The organism is Streptomyces sp. CA-210063, assembly GCF_024612015.1.
Taxonomy (GTDB): Bacteria; Actinomycetota; Actinomycetes; order Streptomycetales; family Streptomycetaceae; genus Streptomyces.
This window is the reverse complement of record NZ_CP102512.1, coordinates 2185391-2202021: the sequence shown is the minus strand read 5'-3', so window position 1 is coordinate 2202021 and position 16631 is coordinate 2185391. Positions and strand designations below refer to the sequence as shown.

Below are 16631 nucleotides of genomic sequence, written 5' to 3'. Positions count from 1 at the left end.
TGAGTCTGAATTCATTTCGAACGCCAGGAAGTTGACCCATGCGCCGAGACATACCCGACCTCGCGGAAGTGCGCCGCATCACGCAGAAGAAGCGTGACGCCTGGTGGACCGTGCTGCTCGTCGACCCGGTCGCCACCCCGCTGGTGCGGTGGACCGCGACGTACACGAGGATCACGCCCAACCAGCTGACGTGGGGCGCCTTCCTGCTGGGCCTTGTCTCGGCCGCCTTCTTCGCGCTGGGCGACTGGCGCTGGCTGATCGCCGGCGCCGTCGTCTACCACCTGAGCTTCATCCTCGACTGCATGGACGGCAAGGTCGCCCGGCTCACCGGCCAGGGCTCCGTGTTCGGCGCCTGGCTCGACTTCGTCTTCGACCGGATCCGGGTGGCGGCCTGCTCGGTCGCCCTGATGGCCGGGCAGTACCACCGCACGGGCGAGACCTTCTACATCTGGCTCGCCGCCGCCGTCATCGGCTGCGACGCGCTCCGCTACATCAACTCCCTGGAGACCTTCAAGGTCCGTCACACCATGCGCAAGCAGATCAAGGCCAGGCTCCGCGAGGCCCGCCGCGCCGAGAACGAGCGCGAACTCGCCTTCATGGAGGACCTGCTGCGCGAGAACCCCGAGGCCGACATCGAACAGGACGTCCGCACGGCCGCCGCCGAGGTCACCCAGGCAGCGCCGCAGACCCAGGTCGTCGACCTGCACCAGGAGTTCCGCCGCCGCTTCCCGGCCTACCTCCGCGTACGCTCCTTCCTGCTGCGCCACCGCGTCCGCCCTCACCTGATCAGCGGCATCGAGTTCCAGATGGGCGTCTTCATGATCGGCCCGATCGTCGACTCGGTGATGGCCGCGACCGTCGTCTCCGGCGCCCTGCTGCTCGTCTTCGAACTGGCCATCATCTACAAACTGCTGCTGTCCACCCGTGACTTCGCCCGCACCCTCGACTCGTTCGACCAGGGGGACGTGGCCCAGGCGGCCTGACCTCGCGAACGCGAACGCGGACACGGCCCGGAACGCGGGTGTGGGCCGGGGTGATGTCTCCACCCCGGCCCACACCGGTCCTCAGCAGCCGATCAGACTCTCGTCGCGCCTATCGTGTGCTCATGACGACGTACGCGGCGCTTCTGCGCGGGATCAACGTGGGCGGCAGCAAGAAGGTCCCGATGGCCGACCTCCGCACCCTCCTGACCGGCCTCGGCCACACCGGCGTGGCCACCTACCTCCAGAGCGGCAACGTGGTCTTCACCAGCGACCACGGCGACGAGGACTCCCTCGCCACCGAGATCACCACCGCCATCGAGAAGCACTTCGGCTTCACCGTGGACGTCCTGGTACGCGACCACGCCTATCTGGAGTCCGTACGGGAGGCCTGCCCCTTCCCCGCGGCGGAGCTGGAGGGCAAGCAACTCCACGTCACCTACTTCTCCGAGCCGGTGGGGGAGGACCGCTTCGAGTCCATCGACCAACAGGCGTTCCTCCCGGAGGAGTTCAGACTCGGAGACCGTGCCCTGTACCTCTACGCTCCCGACGGCCTGGGCCGCTCCAAGCTGGCGGAGACCCTGTCGAAGCCCCGCCTCCTGAAGGGCCTGGTGGCGACGACCCGTAACTGGAACACGGTGGTGAAACTGGCGGAGCTGACAAAGGCCGGTTGACCGAGGCCCCGCATCGTTTAATGTCCCCATGCGACATATCGTCATCGGCGCGGGCGCGGTAGGCGGAGCCATCGGCGGACGCCTCGCCCAGGCCGGCCACGAGGTGGTCCTCGTGGCCCGCGGCGCCCACTACACGGCCCTGCGCGACCGAGGCCTCCGCCTCATCACCCCCGACGGCGCCCACACCCACCACCTCCCCACGGTCGACGGCCCCGCCGCCCTCGGGGACCTCCGCCCCGACGACGTACTGCTGCTCGCCGTGAAAACCCAGGACACGGAGTCGGCCCTCACCGTCTGGGCCCCCGCCCCGGTGGCCGGCGGCGGCACCGCGGCGGAGCGCCTCCCGCTGGTCTGCGCCCAGAACGGCGTCGAGAGCCAGCGTCTCGCCCTGCGCCGCTTCCGCCAGGTGTACGGCGTCTGCGTCTGGCTGCCCTCCACGTTCGTCGAACCCGGCGTCGTGTCGGCCGCCGGCACCCCGCTCACCGGCATGCTCCACCTCGGCCGCTACCCCCACGGCACCGACGACACGGCCCACCGCATCGCCGCCGACCTGGCGAAGTCCCACTTCGAGTCCCCGGTCGTCCCCGACGTACAGCGCTGGCAGTACGCCAAACTGCTGGGCAACCTGGCCAACGCCCTCGAAGCCGTCAGCGGCCCGCTCGACAACGAAGAGGCCCGGGCGCTGTACGCCAGGGTGCGGGCGGAGGGCGAGCGGGTGCTCGACGCCGCCGGGATCCCGTACGCGTCCGCCGAGGAACAGCGGGCGACCCGCGGCGACAAGATCACCCTGGTCCCGCTGGACGGCGTCCCGCGCGGCGGCGGCTCCTCCTGGCAGTCCCTCACCCGCGGCACCGGCACCATCGAGGCCGACCACCTCAACGGCGAGATCGCCCTGCTGGGCCGCCTCCACGGCGTACCGACCCCGCTCAACGAGCTGCTGCAACGGCTCGCGAACACGTTCGCCCATGAGCACAAGGAGGCCGGTTCACTGCCCCTGCCGAGGCTGACGCGCATGGCGGACGAGGCTGTCGCGTCTGTCCGAGAGGACTGAGCGCGCCGTCCCCGGCGTGAGGCGCACGACGAACCACGACACGCACCCTCAAGCGGTGTCGATATGCGGCTCCGTCGCGTGGGCGCGACCAGCCACGAACCACCACCGGCGCTCAGGCGGTCGCGCCCACCCGCGTCCGCGGCAGCGCCCTCGTGGACGCCTCGTCGTACCTGCGCAGCAGCAGCCGCGCCACCTCCGGCGCGGCCCCCAGCACCTCGCCGAGGACATCCGCCCGCGCCGCGCCGCGCGCGATGCGGTCCGGCAGGAAGCCGGGGGCGAGGACGTACGGCGCGACGGCGACGCGTTCGCAGCCGAGCGCCCGCAGTTCCCGTACGGCGTCCTCGGTGCGGGGGAGGGATGCGGAGGCGAACGCGGGTCGCACGGCGCACCAACCGGTGTGCCACCACTCCCGCGCGATGTCGGCGATCACCGCGATCGCCTCCGGGTCGGTGGACCCCGCCGAGGCCAGGACGACCCCGGTCGAGGACTTGTCGGCGGGGCTCAGCCCCGCCTGGTACAGCCGGCGTTCGAGGGCCGACAGCAGCAGGGGCGAGGGACCGAGGACCTCCGCCTGGCGGATGCGCAGGCGCGGCGGGGCCTCCCGCAGGACCGCCGGGATGTCCGCCTTGGCGTGGAAGGCGCGGGTCAGGAGCAGGGGGAGCGCCACCACGTCCCGTACGCCTTCCTCGGCCAGCGACTCCAGCACCCCTTGGACGGAGGGGATGTTGAAGTCCAGGAAGCCGGTCTCCACCCGCAGCCCCGGCCGCATCGCCCGCACACGCCGTACGAGGGCGTGGACGCTCGCGGCGTGCCGCGGATCGCGGCTGCCGTGGGCGATGACGAGGAGGACGGGACTGCGGCTCATGGAGGTTCGGCTCAGCTCTCTTTCGGCGGCTCGGGGGTTTCGGTCAGCGGCTCACGAGGAGACCGCGGCTGCGGAGCACCCATCGCTCCAGCGGGCTGAAGATCAGCAGGTCGATGGCGATGCCGACGATCAGGATGAGGAAGATGGCGAGGAAGACCTGGGACATGCTGCTGTTGGTGCGGCCCGCCTCCAGCATCTGACCGAGTCCCGAGCCGATGTCGGGTGCCTTGGCGATGATCTCGGCGGCCATCAGCGAGCGCCACGAGAACGCCCAGCCCTGCTTCAGACCGGCCACATAACCGGGCAGCGCCGCCGGCATCACGATGTGCCAGGTCCCCTTCAGGCCCGTCGCGCCCAGGGTGCGGCCGGCCCGCAGGAACAGCGGCGGCACCTGGTCGATGCCGGACACCAGACCGTTGGCGATCGACGGGACCGCGCCGAGCAGGATCACCGTGTACATCACCGACGGCTCCAGGCCCAGCCAGACCACCGCGGGCGGCACCCAGGCCACCGACGGCAGCGACTGCAGACCGGAGAGGATGGGGCCGATCGCCGCGCGGACGATCCGGACGCGGGCCACCAGCAGACCCAGCGGGGTGCCGATCGCCAGGGCCGCGAGGAAGCCCAGCAGACCACGGGAGACGCTGGTCCAGACGGACTCCAGGAGCGTGCCCTGGAGCCAGGCATCCCGGACTTCCTCCCACACCTCGGACGGCGCGGGCAGTTTGTAGGCCGGCGCGACCTCCGCCAGGACGAGGAGCTGCCAGACCGCCAGCACCAGGGCGACCGCGGTGATCGGGGGCAGCACCTTCTGGACGAGTACCTGGCGCAGTGGCGGACGCCCGGTCTGTACCGAGTCGAGCGCGTCGAGGCCCGCCTCCAGGCCGGCGAGGTCGTCCGTCTCCTCGCCGGGAACGGCGTCGCTCTTGGTCTCAGTGCTGGCCATGGCGGCGGATCTCCCTACGCAGTTCTTCGGTGATCTCGACGGACAGCTCCGCCACGGCGGTGTCCTCGATACGGCGCGGCTGCGGAATGCCCACGGTCCACTCGCGGGCCACCCGGCCGGGGCGCGAGGACAGCAGGACGACCCGCTCGGCGAGCCGAACCGCCTCACGTACGTTGTGCGTCACGAACAGCACCGAGACCTGGGTCTCCCTCCAGATCCGGGTCAGCTCGTCGTGGAGCACGTCCCGGGTGATGGCGTCGAGTGCGGCGAACGGCTCGTCCATCAGCAGCAGCTTGCTCTCCTGCGCCAGCGCGCGGGCCAGGGCGACACGCTGGCGCATACCGCCCGACAGCTCGTGCACCCGCTTGCCGTACGCGCCCTGGAGCCGGACCAGCCCGAGCAGCTCCTCGGTCCGCTCGCGCCGCTCGTTCTTCGCGACCCCCCTGAGCTTCAGGGCGAGTTCGATGTTCTTGCCCGCGGTCAGCCACGGGAACAGGGCGTGCTCCTGGAACATCAGGGCCGGACGCCCGTCGGTCGTGATGCTGCCCGCGCTCGGCTCGTCGAGCCCGGCGACCAGGTTCAGCAGCGTCGACTTGCCGCAGCCCGAGGCCCCCAGGAGGGTGACGAACTCGCCCGGTGCGACATCGAGGGTGATGTCGTCGAGGACGAGCTGCTGCCCGGCGGGTCCGGCGAAGGACTTCGACACGTGCTCGATACGGGCGGCGTGCTCGACCGCGTCCTGGACGCCGTCGGCGGCCTTGGCGATTGTGGTGGCCATGGTCGTCACCTCCTGGGAACTCATCGGACTGTGGGGTTACTTGACGCCGAGACCGGCGTCGTCGACCTCGTCCTCACCGGCGGCCTTGAGGACCTTGTTGAGCAGCGTCAGGTCGTAGATCCCGTCGAGCTTCGGGTTCTCCAGCAGGCCGGCCTTGACCGCGTGGTCCGCCTCGGACTGCAGGGTGGACGCCAGCGGGTCGTTGATGAACTGGATGGACTTCCACGCCGGGTCGAGCACGTTCGCCGGCAGCTCCTTGCCGGAGTCTGCCTTGAGCTGGGCGTTCGCCGCGGCCTTCGCCTCGTCCGGGCTGGAGTCGATGTACGCGTTGGTCTTGACCGAGGCGCGCAGCACGGCCTCGACGACGTCCGGGTGCTCCTTCAGGAACTCCTGCCGCACGATGATGTTCGTGATCACGAACTTCTTGTCCGGCCACAGGTCCGCCTCGTCCAGCAGCACCTTCGCGCCCTCGGAGACCAGCTTGGACGCGGTCGGCTCCGGCACCCAGGCACCGTCGATGGCACCGGACTTGTAGGCGTCAGGGGCGACGGAGTTCTCCGTGCGGACCACGGACACATCACCCTTGCCGGTCTCCGCGTCGACCTTCCAGCCCTGCTCCGCGATCCAGTTGAGGAACGCCACGTCCTGCGTGTTGCCGAGCTGCGGGGTGGCGATCTTCTTGCCCTTGACGTCCTTCAGGGACTTGATCTTGTCCGGGTTGACGACGAGCTTCACACCGCCGGACGCCGAGCCGCCGATGATGCGCAGGTTGGCGCCGTCCGCCTTGGTGTAGCCGTTGATCGCCGGGGAGGGGCCGATCCAGCCGATGTCGATGGACTTTCCGTTGAGGGCCTCGATCTCCGAGGGACCGGCGTTGAAGGTCGTGTACTTCGCCCTCGTACCGCCGAGCTCCTTCTGGAAGAAGCCCTTCTGGATGCCGACCAGGGCGGTGGCATGGGTGAGGTTGCCGAAGTAGCCGATGTTGACCTCGTCGAGGCCGTCGATCTTCTCGGCCCCGGCGGCGACCTTGTCGGTGTCGGCTTCCGTGGACTGGGAGCCGTAACCGCAGGCGGCGAGGGTGAGGAGGGGAAGTGCGGCGATGGTCGCGAAAGTACGCCGGAATGCGGCGGAGCGGTGTGCAGGCACGGGAGGTGTTCCTCTCGGAGGCCCGGCGGTCACGGTCTCTCAGGTCGTGGCCGGGAGATCAGGAAAAGGGTCTTCGTCGCAACCGGGACGTCGGGTGGGGGGACGGGGCGCGCAGGCAGTGCGCGTACGTCAGCGCACACATCGCGCCACCCCGCCCTGCCCGCTCCCGAGGGCGCCGCTGCCCACACGGCCGCCCTCCTTCGCGAACGTCGCGTAGAAGTCCTGGAGGTTCATGTCAGAAGTCCCACCCGTCGTCCTCGGACTCGTCCTTGACGGGCTCCGGGGAGGCGAACGACTCGCCGACCATGCCGGCGGTCAGCGTGGTGCCGTCCGCCGGGTCGATCAGGATGAAGGAACCGGTGCGGCGGGAGTCGGCGTACGAGTCGACCGGCAGCGCCTCGGCGGTGCGGATCTTGACCCGGCCGATGTCGTTCGCGACGAGCTGTCCCGGGTGCGGGTGCAGGGACAGGTCGTCGAGCGTGAGGCGGGAGGGGATGTCCTTGACGATCGCCTTGACCGTGCGGGTGCCGTGCTTGAGCAGCACGCGGTGGCCCACGGTCAGCGGCTGGTCGGCCACATGGCAGACCGTCGCCTCGATGTCCTGTGTGGTCGCGGGCGCGTCCTTGGTGGGCACGAGCAGATCGCCGCGTGAGATGTCGATGTCGTCCTCGAGGAGGAGGGTCACCGACTGCGGGGTCCAGGCCGCAGCGACCGGCTTGCCGAGCAGGTCGATGCCCGTCACCTTCGTCGTGCGGCCGGACGGCAGCACCGTCACGGAGTCGCCGACGCGGAACGTACCGGCCGCGATCTGGCCCGCGTACCCCCGGTAGTCCGGGTGCTCGGCGGTCTGCGGACGGATCACGAACTGCACGGGGAGACGGGCGTGGCAGTGCGCCAGGTCGTGGGCGACCGGCACGGACTCCAGGTGCTCCAGGAAGGTCGGTCCGCCGTACCAGTCCATGTTGGCGGACGGCTCCACCACGTTGTCACCGGCGAGCGCCGAGATCGGGATGGAGGTGATCTCCGGGACGCCCAGCTCGGAGGCGTACGCCGTGAACTCCTCGGCGATCGCCGCGAAGACCGTCTCCTCGTACCCGACGAGGTCCATCTTGTTGACGGCGAGGACCACGTGCGGGACGCGCAGCAGCGCGGCGATCGCGGCGTGCCGGCGGGTCTGCTCGACGACCCCGTTGCGGGCGTCGACGAGGATCACCGTCAGCTCGGCGGTGGAGGCACCCGTCACCATGTTGCGGGTGTACTGCACATGGCCGGGGGTGTCGGCGAGGATGAACCGGCGCTTGGCCGTGGCGAAGTAGCGGTACGCCACGTCGATGGTGATGCCCTGCTCCCGTTCGGCCCGCAGACCGTCGGTGAGCAGCGCGAGGTCGGGGCCCTCCTGGCCACGGCTCGCCGAGGCGCGCTCCACGGCCTCCAGCTGGTCGGTGAGGACCGACTTGGAGTCGTGCAGCAGCCGCCCGACGAGGGTGGACTTGCCGTCGTCGACCGAACCGGCGGTGGCGAACCGCAGCAGGGTCGTCTCGGTGAGTTCCGTGGTCGTGCTCATGCTTAGAAGTACCCCTCGCGCTTACGGTCTTCCATCGCGGCCTCGGACATCTTGTCGTCGGCGCGCGTCGCGCCCCGCTCGGTGAGCCGGGAGGCGGCGATCTCGGTGATCACGGCGTCCAGCGTGGTCGCGTCGGAGTCGACGGCACCCGTACAGGACATGTCACCGACCGTCCGGTACCGCACCTGCCGCTTCTCGACGGTCTCACCGTCCTTGGGCCCGCCCCACTCGCCGGCGGTCAGCCACATGCCGGCCCGCATGAACACCTCACGCTCGTGGGCGAAGTAGATCTCCGGCAGTTCGATGCCCTCGCGGGCGATGTACTGCCAGACGTCCAGCTCGGTCCAGTTGGAGAGCGGGAACACACGGACGTGCTCGCCGGGCGCGTGGCGGCCGTTGTACAGGTTCCACAGCTCGGGCCGCTGGCGGCGCGGGTCCCACTGCGAGAACTCGTCCCGCAGGGAGAACACCCGCTCCTTGGCGCGCGCCTTCTCCTCGTCGCGTCGCCCGCCACCGAAGACGGCGTCGAACTTCTCCGCCTGGATCCTCTCGGTGAGCGGCACGGTCTGGAGGGGGTTCCGGGTCCCGTCGGGGCGTTCCCGCAGCACACCCCGGTCGATGTAGTCCTGCACGGAGGCGACATGCAGTCGCAGGCCGTGCCGGGCCACCGTGCGGTCGCGGTACTCCAGTACCTCCGGGAAGTTGTGCCCGGTGTCGACGTGCAGCAGCGTGAAGGGGATCGCCGCCGGGGCGAAGGCCTTCAGCGCCAGGTGCAGCATGACGATGGAGTCCTTGCCGCCGGAGAAGAGGATCACCGGCCGCTCGAACTCGCCCGCGACCTCGCGGAAGATGTGGACGGCCTCGGACTCCAGCGAGTCCAGGTGCGAGAGGGTGTACGGGGTGCCGGTCTCCTCGGAGACGGCCGCGACGGTCGTCGTCATGCCAGACCCCTCTCGGTGAGCAGCTTGTGCACAAGCGCCGCGGACTCCTGGACCGTCTGGTCCTGCGACTCGATGCGCAGGTCGGGGGTCTCGGGAGCCTCGTACGGGTCGTCGACCCCGGTCAGCCCGGAGATCTCACCGGCCGCCTGCTTGGCGTACAGGCCCTTCACATCGCGTACGGAGCACACCTCGACCGGCGTGGCCACATGCACCTCGACGTACGCGGCGCCGCTCGCGTCGTGGCGCTTGCGCACCGCCTCGCGGCTGTCGGCGTACGGCGCGATGACCGGCACCAGGGCCTTGACGCCGTTACGGGCGAGCATGTCGGCGAGGAAGCCGATGCGCTGCACGTTGGTGTGCCGGTCGGCGCGGCTGAAGCCGAGGTCCGCGGTGAGGAACTCACGGATCTCGTCGCCGTCGAGGACCTCCACGAGGTGGCCCTCCTCGCGCAGTCGGCCCGCGAGCTCGTAGGCGATGGTGGTCTTGCCGGCGCTCGGCAGACCCGTGAGCCAGACGGTGGCTCCGGTGGCTCCGGTCGTCACTTGGTTCTCCTGGTTCGTCACAGGAACGCGGTCCGTCACGGGGACGGTGTTCTCGGGGGTGTCGGCGGTCTCGGCAGGCGCTGCGGCGGTCACAGGTGCAGCCCGCACTCGGTCTTGGCGTTGCCGGCCCAGCGGCCGGCCCGCGCGTCCTCGCCCGGGGCGACGCGGCGGGTGCAGGGGGCGCAGCCCACGGACGGGTAGCCGTCCATGAGCAGGGGGTTGGTGAGCACGCCGTGCTCGGCGACGTAGGCGTCCACGTCGTCCTGCGTCCAGCGCGCTATCGGGGAGATCTTGACCTTGCCGCGCTTGTCGTCCCAGCCGACGACCGGGGTGTTCGCCCGGGTCTCGGACTCGTCGCGGCGCAGGCCCGTCGCCCACGCGTCGAACCGGGCCAGACCCTCTTCGAGCGGCTTGACCTTGCGCAGGAAGCAGCACAGGTCGGGGTCACGGTCGTGCAGCTTGGGCCCGTACTCGGCGTCCTGCTCGGCGACCGTCTGACGCGGGGTGATCGTGAGGACGTTGACGTCCATCACGGCCTCGACCGCGTCCCGGGTGCCGATGGTCTCGGGGAAGTGGTAGCCGGTGTCGAGGAAGACCACGTCGACCGGGCCTTCGTCGGGCCTGGCGCGGGAAGCGAGGTGCGCGACCACGGCGTCCTCCATGGAGGAGGTCACGCAGAAGCGCTTGCCGAAGGTGTCCACGGCCCACTGGAGGATCTCCAGTGCCGAGGCGTCCTCCAGGTCGCGGCCGGCCTGCTCGGCGAGCGCCTTGAGCTCGGCGCGCTTCGCCGCTTCGGGGTCGGCGGCGTCCTCGAAGGACGCGGCTGTATCGGAATCCGCCTGAACGGTAGTCATATGTGATCCCCTCCGCTGTCGGCTCGCTGAAGGCTGCTTTTTTGAGGGGCGTGAGCCGAGGGAGCGCCATTGCCGGCGCCGAGGGACCGACCGTGCTCAGCCCCTCCTTCGTCGGGGCCTCCGCGCGCTCGGTCTCTCGACACCGTCGCGCTCCCTCGGCTCACGCCCCGGGCCAGCAGCCCGAGGAACTTCAACTGGAAGGCTCGATTGCAGGCCCCGCATTCCCACGCGCCGTGACCTTCTTCGTTCGGGCGCAGGTCCTCGTCACCGCAGTAGGGGCAGTAGAAGGGGGCGGCTCGCTCGCTCACGACAGGGCCTCCTCGCTGGCGCGGGTGACCCAGGTGGCGAACCGCTCGCCGTCCTCGCGCTCCTCCTGGAACCGCTTGAGCACCCGCTCGACGTAGTCGGGCAGTTCGTCGGAGGTGACCTTCAGACCGCGTACCTTGCGGCCGAAGCCGGCCTCCAGGCCGAGCGCGCCGCCCAGGTGCACCTGGAAGCCCTCGACCTGCTCGCCCGCGTCGTTCAGGACGAGCTGTCCCTTGAGACCGATGTCCGCCACCTGGATACGCGCACAGGCGTTCGGGCAGCCGTTGATGTTGATGGTGATCGGCTCGTCGAACTCCGGGATACGGCGCTCCAGTTCGTCGATCAGGGCGGAGCCGCGCGCCTTCGTCTCGACGATGGCGAGCTTGCAGTACTCGATGCCGGTGCAGGCCATGGTGCCGCGCCGGAACGGGGACGGGTGCACCGTGAGGTCCAGCGCCTCCAGGCCCGCGACGAGCGAGTCGACCTGCTCCTGGGTGACGTCGAGCACGATCATCTTCTGCTCGACGGTGGTCCGGACACGGCCCGAGCCGTGTGCCTCGGCGAGGTCGGCGATCTTCGTCAGCGTGGTGCCGTCCACCCGGCCGACGCGCGGGGCGAACCCGACGTAGTACCGGCCGTCGTTCTGCGGGTGCACTCCCACGTGGTCGCGCCAGCGCGCCACCGGCTGGTCGGGCGCCGGGCCGTCGATCAGCTTCCGCTTGAGGTACTCGTCCTCCAGGACCTGGCGGAACTTCTCCGTGCCCCAGTCGGCGAGCAGGAACTTCAGGCGGGCGCGGGTGCGCAGCCGCCGGTAGCCGTAGTCGCGGAAGATCGAGATGACGCCCTCGTACACGTCCGCGACCTCGTCCAGCGGCACCCAGGCGCCGAGCCGCTGCCCGATCTTGGGGTTGGTGGACAGGCCGCCGCCGACCCAGAGGTCGAAGCCGGGGCCGTGCTCGGGGTGGCGGACACCGACGAAGGCGATGTCGTTGATCTCGTGCGCCACGTCGAGCAGCGGGGAGCCGGAGATCGCGGACTTGAACTTGCGGGGCAGGTTCGAGAAGTCCGGGTTGCCGATGATCCGCCGGTGGATCTCGTCCATCGCGGGCGTGCCGTCGATGATCTCGTCCGCGGCGATCCCGGCGACGGGTGAGCCGATGATCACACGGGGCGTGTCACCGCAGGCCTCGGTGGTGGACAGCCCGACGGCCTCAAGGCGGTCCCAGATCTCAGGAACATCTTCGACCCGGATCCAGTGGTACTGGACGTTCTGCCGGTCGGTGATGTCGGCCGTGCCCCGCGCGAACTCCTGCGAGATCTCACCGATCACCCGGAGCTGCTGGGTGGTGAGGCGACCGCCGTCGATCCGCACCCGCAGCATGAAGTACTTGTCGTCCAGCTCCTCCGGCTCCAGGATCGCGGTCTTGCCGCCGTCGATCCCGGGCTTGCGCTGGGTGTACAGCCCCCACCAGCGCATCCGGCCGCGCAGGTCGTTGGGGTCGATCGAGTCGAAGCCGCGCTTCGAGTAGATCGTCTCAATGCGTGTCCGCACATTGAGACCGTCGTCGTCCTTCTTGAACTGCTCGTTGCCGTTCAGCGGGGTGAAGTGTCCCGCGGCCCACTGGCCCTCGCCACGGTGACGGCTCACCTTGCGGCGGGGCGTGGCGGGGTTCTGCGGGGTGGCGGCCATGGTGTGTATGTCCTTCGGGAAAGGCGTGGAAGCGGCTCTGACCGCGCTTGCGCGCGCATGCGGGCACACGTGAATGCGACGTGTGCGGCGCCTGCGCGCCCTTGCGCCGGCTGAAACAGAGGGGGGTGCGGCGCTGTCGCCCGGGGTCGTCGGACCCCTCGCGGTGGGGCGTCAGCTCACCGGACAGATGGCGCTGGACATGCGGCCGAGGTCGACGTGCCGCCGACTCACCAAGGCAATTCCAGTTCCAGACATGACGGAAGCGTGTCACGGCTCTTTAGACCGAGTCCACCATAGTCCATATGTCGGACGAGGATGTCTCGCATGTCGAGACAATGTGATGTGGGTCATGGTGTGGGCGCGGTCGCCCCGGGCCAGGGTCCCGGCGCCGGAACATCCGCCTCCTCCGTCACCTCCGTGTCGAACAGGGTGAACCCCCGCCGCAGGTAGTTCCCCATGGCGTGCTCCCCGTCCAGGCTGCAGGTGTGCAGCCAGACCCGCTTGGTCGGCGGCAGCCCCGGCCACCGCTCGGCGAGGTCCCAGGCGCGGGCCGTCCCGCAGGACAGGAGGTGTCCGCCGATGCGCCGGCCCCGGAAGGCCGGGATCAGCCCGAAATACGTGATCTCCACGACCCCGTCGTCCTGTGGCTCCAGCTCCACATAACCGGCGGGCGTGCCCCGATCGTATGCGACCCAGGTCTCCACGCCCGGCCGTCCCAGGTGCTCCTGCCAGCGGTCGTACGACCACGAAAGCCGGTCGATCCAGTGGATGTCGCCGCCGACGGAGGCGTACAGGAAGCGGCTGAACTCGGGGGAGGGGACCTCGGAGCGGACGATACGGATGTCGTCGCCGTCGGGGGCGGCGGCGGGAAGCAGGTCGCTCGGCGAAGTCTGCTCCAGGGACCAGGTGGTGACGGGGTTGCTGCTCATGGGGCCAGGGAATCATGGGGCCCGGCCCGCCTCCAAGGGCGGGCCGGTTGCCCGGCCGGGCCGGACTCGCTGACCGGGCGTCCGGGCCGGGCGCCCTGACCAGCGTCCGGGGCCGGGCTCCCTGACTCGGTGTCGGGTCGGGTGCCCTGGCTCGGTGTCGGGGCGGGCTTTCTAGCCCAGCGTGCCGTCGACGTCCGACAGCTTCACCGCGTACAGCACCCGCTCGGGGATCGGGTCGGTGAGCGTCCACACCTCGTCGGTCTCCGGCGAGTAGGAGAGGGAGGCGGTGTGCCGCCCCCAGCAGGCGGACGTCCGCAGGCCCGACTTCTCGTCCGACTTGTCCGCCGCGCACTTGGCGGCCTTCGCGCCGTCCTGGTCCTGCCGCCAGAGGGTGTCGTGCTCGTCACGCCCCTCGCCGGCCTGCCCGATGTACCAGTCCCCGCCGTGGGAGAGGACCCCCCGGACACCGGTGGCCTCGGTCTCGTACGCCTCGGTGGCGACGGCGTCGCTCCAGCGCCCGGTGGTGGTGAGCAGGCCGGTGCGGTCGGCGGTGGTGTCGAGGGCGTAGCGCCAGACGCGGGTGGGCTCCTCACGGCCCGGCTGGAACGACTCGCTCGCGACGAGGCTGGGCCGCGCCGACGTCCGGTCGAGGGAGAGCGAACCGAAGCAGGGCACCCCGTCGTTGTCGCGCGCGTCACAGCCGCCGCCCGCCGCCGGGCTGTAGGTGGCGACCGCCGGCAGCGCGTACCGGTAGTGATGGGCCGACCAGCCGTCGCCGACCTTGCCGATCACATCGCTGTCGGTCACATCGGCGCGGAGGAAGCGAGCCATGTCGAACACGTACAGGGAGTCGTCCTGCCGTCCGCCGCTCTCCGGGCCCCGCGCGGTGACGATCAACTTGTCCTCGTACCAGGCCATGCCGCCGAGCCGGGACCGCAGCCCCTCGAAGCCCTGTCCGTCGGCCTTCGGCACGACCAGCAGAACCCACCGGTACTTGAGGCTCGCGGGGTTCTTGGCGTCGATGAAGGCGACCCTGGTGAGCCCTTCGCCGTCGGTGCTGTCGCCGTTCGTACGGTCGGCACCCGCACCGTCGGCGCTCGTGTCGCCGTCACCCGTCTCGCTGGTCCACCCGGACACGATGACCTGGTTGTTCCGGGACGTGGTGACCGACCGGGGGACCCACTTGTCGTTGACCGCGTCGCCCGGCTCCCAGCAGTACGCCCGTGAGGCCGCCGGTTCGACGGGCAGATTGTCCTTCTCGGAGTCGAAGCAGTCGTCCTCGTCGCGCATCACATGGTTGGCGCTCTCCAGCACCTCGTCGACACCGACCCCACCGCCCATCTCGTCGGCGAGGATGGACAGCCCGGTCTCGTCGGTCAGGGTCTCCCGCAGCTGAAGCCCGCGCAGCTCACCGGCCGAGCCGATCGAGGACAGCGCGCCCGGCGTCTCCCCGCCCGCCGCCTGCGACGTGCTGATCAGCGTGGCCGCCGCCGTGAGCGCCAGCGCGGTCCCCGCCAGGGACGCACGCAGCGCACGTCCCCTTCTGCGTCGACGGTGCCTACCGCGGTGCTTCACAAAACCTCCCGGGGACGGCCAACTGCCTACCGAGAACAAGACCTTGACGCAGAGGCAGGTGGGGCGGCCTGGCAGCGATGCTACGGCAGTGGGACACGTGTCACGCCGAGGACGCGTGAAATACAGGGAGATCCCTCACCCTGGGGACATGATCCGTTCACCGGGAAGGGGGTGCGGCCGGCCCGCCGGTGCCGCTCCCCGCGCCCGCACCACCCCCGGCGCCACCGAATGCGGCAGCAGGTCCAACGGGGCCTCGGGGAGGAGGACTTCGACGTCGGCCCGTTCGGTGAAACGGTACGGCCGGTGGTCGAGGAAGGCGCCGAGGTAGCGGCGTACGCGGGACATCTCGGCGCGGACGGTGACCGTGCGGGCGGGGTCGCCGAACATGTCGTCGGCGAGGGCTGAGGCGCTGCGGCCGCCGCGGTGGAGGGCGAGGAGGTAGAGGAGTTCGGCGTGGCGGGGGGTGAGTTCATGGGTCCAGGAACCGGCGCAGCCTGTGACGGTGACGGTCCAGCGGCGGGGGTGGGAGACGTCGAGGGTGATGTGCGTGGTCGTGGAGGCGGGCGCGGGGTCCGCCGTGGGGCGTATCAGCCAGCCGGCGGGCAGCGGCTCGACGGTGCACAGCCCGAGCGCGGAGAGCCGGCAGCGGCCGGGGGAGAGGGACTTGGGCAGGGCGACGCGGCTGGTGTACGGCATGCCGGTCACCGCGGCCGTCCAGCCGTCCCGGTCGACGGCGATCGCGGGGCCGCCGATACGGGCCAGCACCGGCGCCGCCACCGCCCGCAGTTCTTCGAGCGAGGTCAGGTGCAGTTCTCGTAGCCGGGCCTGGGCGAGCTTGGCGACGGCGTCGACCAGGGCGAGGGTGGAGGGATGCAGGGTCTCCAGGGGGCCACTGATGTCGACCGCGCCGAGGAGACGGCCGTCGCGCGGGTCGGTGATGGGGGCGCCGGTGCAGGTCCAGGGGTGCAGGGCGCGGACGAAGTGCTCGGCGGAGAAGACCTGCACGGGGCGGCGGGAGACGAGGGGGGTGCCGACGCCGTTGGTGCCGATGGTCTCCTCGCGCCAGTCCGCGCCGATCCCGAGACCCTGCCCGTCCGCCTTGCGGAGCACGGCCGTACTGCCCTCGCGCCACAGCACCCGGGCGTCGGCGTCCGCGACCATCATTATGTGCTGCGCGGTGTCCGCGAGGGAGAGCAGCCCCTCGCGCAGGACCGGCAGGACGTGCCGCAGGCGGGTGCTCTGACGGCGGCGCTCGATCTCGTCCTGGCTGAGCAGGTCGGACCGGAAGTCGTGGTCGGGGTCGACGCCGCTGTGGACCATGCGGCTCCAGGACTCCCGGATCGCCGGGCGGGGGGCGGTTTTCGGCCGTCGGCCGTCGAGGGCGGAGGCACGTACCTCGCCGAGGACCCGTGCCGCCCGGGCGGCGTCCGTGGCGGTGAGCCGCGCGACTTCCATCGGCGAGTGCGGCACTCGTTCCTCCCCGGCAGGCCCGATCGCGCCACGGCCCCTGGTGGCCGTGGAAGTCCGGATCTGCGTGACGGCGTTGACTGCGGGCTTCATAGTCTGCCGCTCCTCGGCCACGGAGGGACACACTCCGGCCACAGAGCGCGGACACGTTGCAACCCCCTGCAACTCTGGCGAACCGGCCCTGGCTGCTTGAGACTTGTTCGACGTCGCCCGGTGCGGCGTATGTGCTCCGCTCGAAGGGGCCAGAAAAGCGGGGGTGGTGCCGTGTCGGCGCAGCACCACCCCCGCGTCGTACCACTCGAAAAAGGCCCCCCGCGAAAGGG

Annotated in this window: 16 protein-coding genes; 3 read left to right on the top strand and 13 right to left on the bottom strand. The window is 70.5% G+C overall.

From position 1 onward, the window contains the following. The first annotated feature begins 38 nt into the window (after positions 1–38). The 3 genes from JIX56_RS09495 to JIX56_RS09485 all read left to right on the top strand — a co-directional run bounded on the left by JIX56_RS09495 (position 39) and on the right by JIX56_RS09485 (position 2705). Positions 39–983: a CDP-alcohol phosphatidyltransferase family protein gene (locus JIX56_RS09495; protein WP_257538693.1), complete on the top strand. Its 945-nt coding sequence runs from the start codon at positions 39–41 to the stop codon at positions 981–983. Positions 984–1105: 122 nt separating this feature from the next. Next, complete coding sequence (locus JIX56_RS09490; protein ID WP_257538692.1) at positions 1106–1654, top strand: DUF1697 domain-containing protein; 549 nt, start codon at positions 1106–1108, stop codon at positions 1652–1654. Positions 1655–1682: 28 nt separating this feature from the next. Further along, a complete protein-coding gene (locus JIX56_RS09485) occupies positions 1683–2705 on the top strand; it encodes a ketopantoate reductase family protein (RefSeq protein ID WP_257538690.1) in 1023 nt (340 codons plus the stop codon). A 112-nt stretch (positions 2706–2817) separates the two neighbouring features. Here the strand turns inward: JIX56_RS09485 and JIX56_RS09480 are convergent, their stop codons facing one another. The 13 genes from JIX56_RS09480 to JIX56_RS09425 all read right to left on the bottom strand — a co-directional run bounded on the left by JIX56_RS09480 (position 2818) and on the right by JIX56_RS09425 (position 16296). After that, positions 2818–3570, bottom strand: coding sequence for a sirohydrochlorin chelatase (locus tag JIX56_RS09480; protein ID WP_257538688.1), 753 nt, complete (start codon positions 3568–3570; stop codon positions 2818–2820). 43 nt (positions 3571–3613) lie between these two features. Further along, positions 3614–4516, bottom strand: coding sequence for an ABC transporter permease (locus JIX56_RS09475; protein WP_257538686.1), 903 nt, complete (start codon positions 4514–4516; stop codon positions 3614–3616). Further along, the gene (locus JIX56_RS09470) at positions 4503–5294 is read right to left on the bottom strand and encodes an ABC transporter ATP-binding protein (RefSeq protein WP_257538675.1); all 792 of its coding nucleotides are present in this window, start codon (positions 5292–5294) and stop codon (positions 4503–4505) included. Before JIX56_RS09470 ends, JIX56_RS09475 begins: the two co-directional genes overlap by 14 nt. A gap of 36 nt (positions 5295–5330) precedes the next feature. Beyond that, entirely contained in the window at positions 5331–6440 is a 1110-nt protein-coding gene (locus JIX56_RS09465) for an aliphatic sulfonate ABC transporter substrate-binding protein (protein WP_257538673.1), read from the bottom strand. Positions 6441–6675: 235 nt separating this feature from the next. Beyond that, positions 6676–8004: a sulfate adenylyltransferase subunit 1 gene (locus tag JIX56_RS09460; protein WP_257538663.1), complete on the bottom strand. Its 1329-nt coding sequence runs from the start codon at positions 8002–8004 to the stop codon at positions 6676–6678. Positions 8005–8006: 2 nt separating this feature from the next. Next, entirely contained in the window at positions 8007–8945 is a 939-nt protein-coding gene (gene cysD / locus JIX56_RS09455; protein WP_257538652.1) for a sulfate adenylyltransferase subunit CysD, read from the bottom strand. Next, complete coding sequence (gene cysC, locus JIX56_RS09450) at positions 8942–9526, bottom strand: adenylyl-sulfate kinase (RefSeq protein WP_257550795.1); 585 nt, start codon at positions 9524–9526, stop codon at positions 8942–8944. The genes cysD and cysC overlap by 4 nt, the downstream gene beginning before the upstream one ends. 50 nt (positions 9527–9576) lie before the next feature. Next, positions 9577–10341 carry a phosphoadenylyl-sulfate reductase gene (locus JIX56_RS09445; protein ID WP_257538650.1) on the bottom strand — a complete coding sequence of 255 codons (765 nt, stop codon included), beginning with the start codon at positions 10339–10341 and terminating at the stop codon, positions 9577–9579. 304 nt (positions 10342–10645) lie between these two features. Then, the gene (locus JIX56_RS09440) at positions 10646–12337 is read right to left on the bottom strand and encodes a nitrite/sulfite reductase (protein ID WP_257538648.1); all 1692 of its coding nucleotides are present in this window, start codon (positions 12335–12337) and stop codon (positions 10646–10648) included. A 171-nt stretch (positions 12338–12508) separates the two neighbouring features. Next, complete coding sequence (locus JIX56_RS47835) at positions 12509–12592, bottom strand: putative leader peptide (RefSeq protein ID WP_309474722.1); 84 nt, start codon at positions 12590–12592, stop codon at positions 12509–12511. 92 nt (positions 12593–12684) lie between these two features. Further along, positions 12685–13266 carry a GNAT family N-acetyltransferase gene (locus JIX56_RS09435; protein ID WP_257538637.1) on the bottom strand — a complete coding sequence of 194 codons (582 nt, stop codon included), beginning with the start codon at positions 13264–13266 and terminating at the stop codon, positions 12685–12687. A gap of 171 nt (positions 13267–13437) precedes the next feature. Further along, positions 13438–14841 carry a hypothetical protein gene (locus JIX56_RS09430; RefSeq protein ID WP_257538627.1) on the bottom strand — a complete coding sequence of 468 codons (1404 nt, stop codon included), beginning with the start codon at positions 14839–14841 and terminating at the stop codon, positions 13438–13440. Between the two features lie 135 nt (positions 14842–14976). Beyond that, on the bottom strand, positions 14977–16296 hold the full coding sequence (locus JIX56_RS09425; protein WP_257550794.1) for a helix-turn-helix domain-containing protein: 1320 nt from the start codon (positions 16294–16296) through the stop codon (positions 14977–14979). Positions 16297–16631 lie beyond the last annotated feature (335 nt).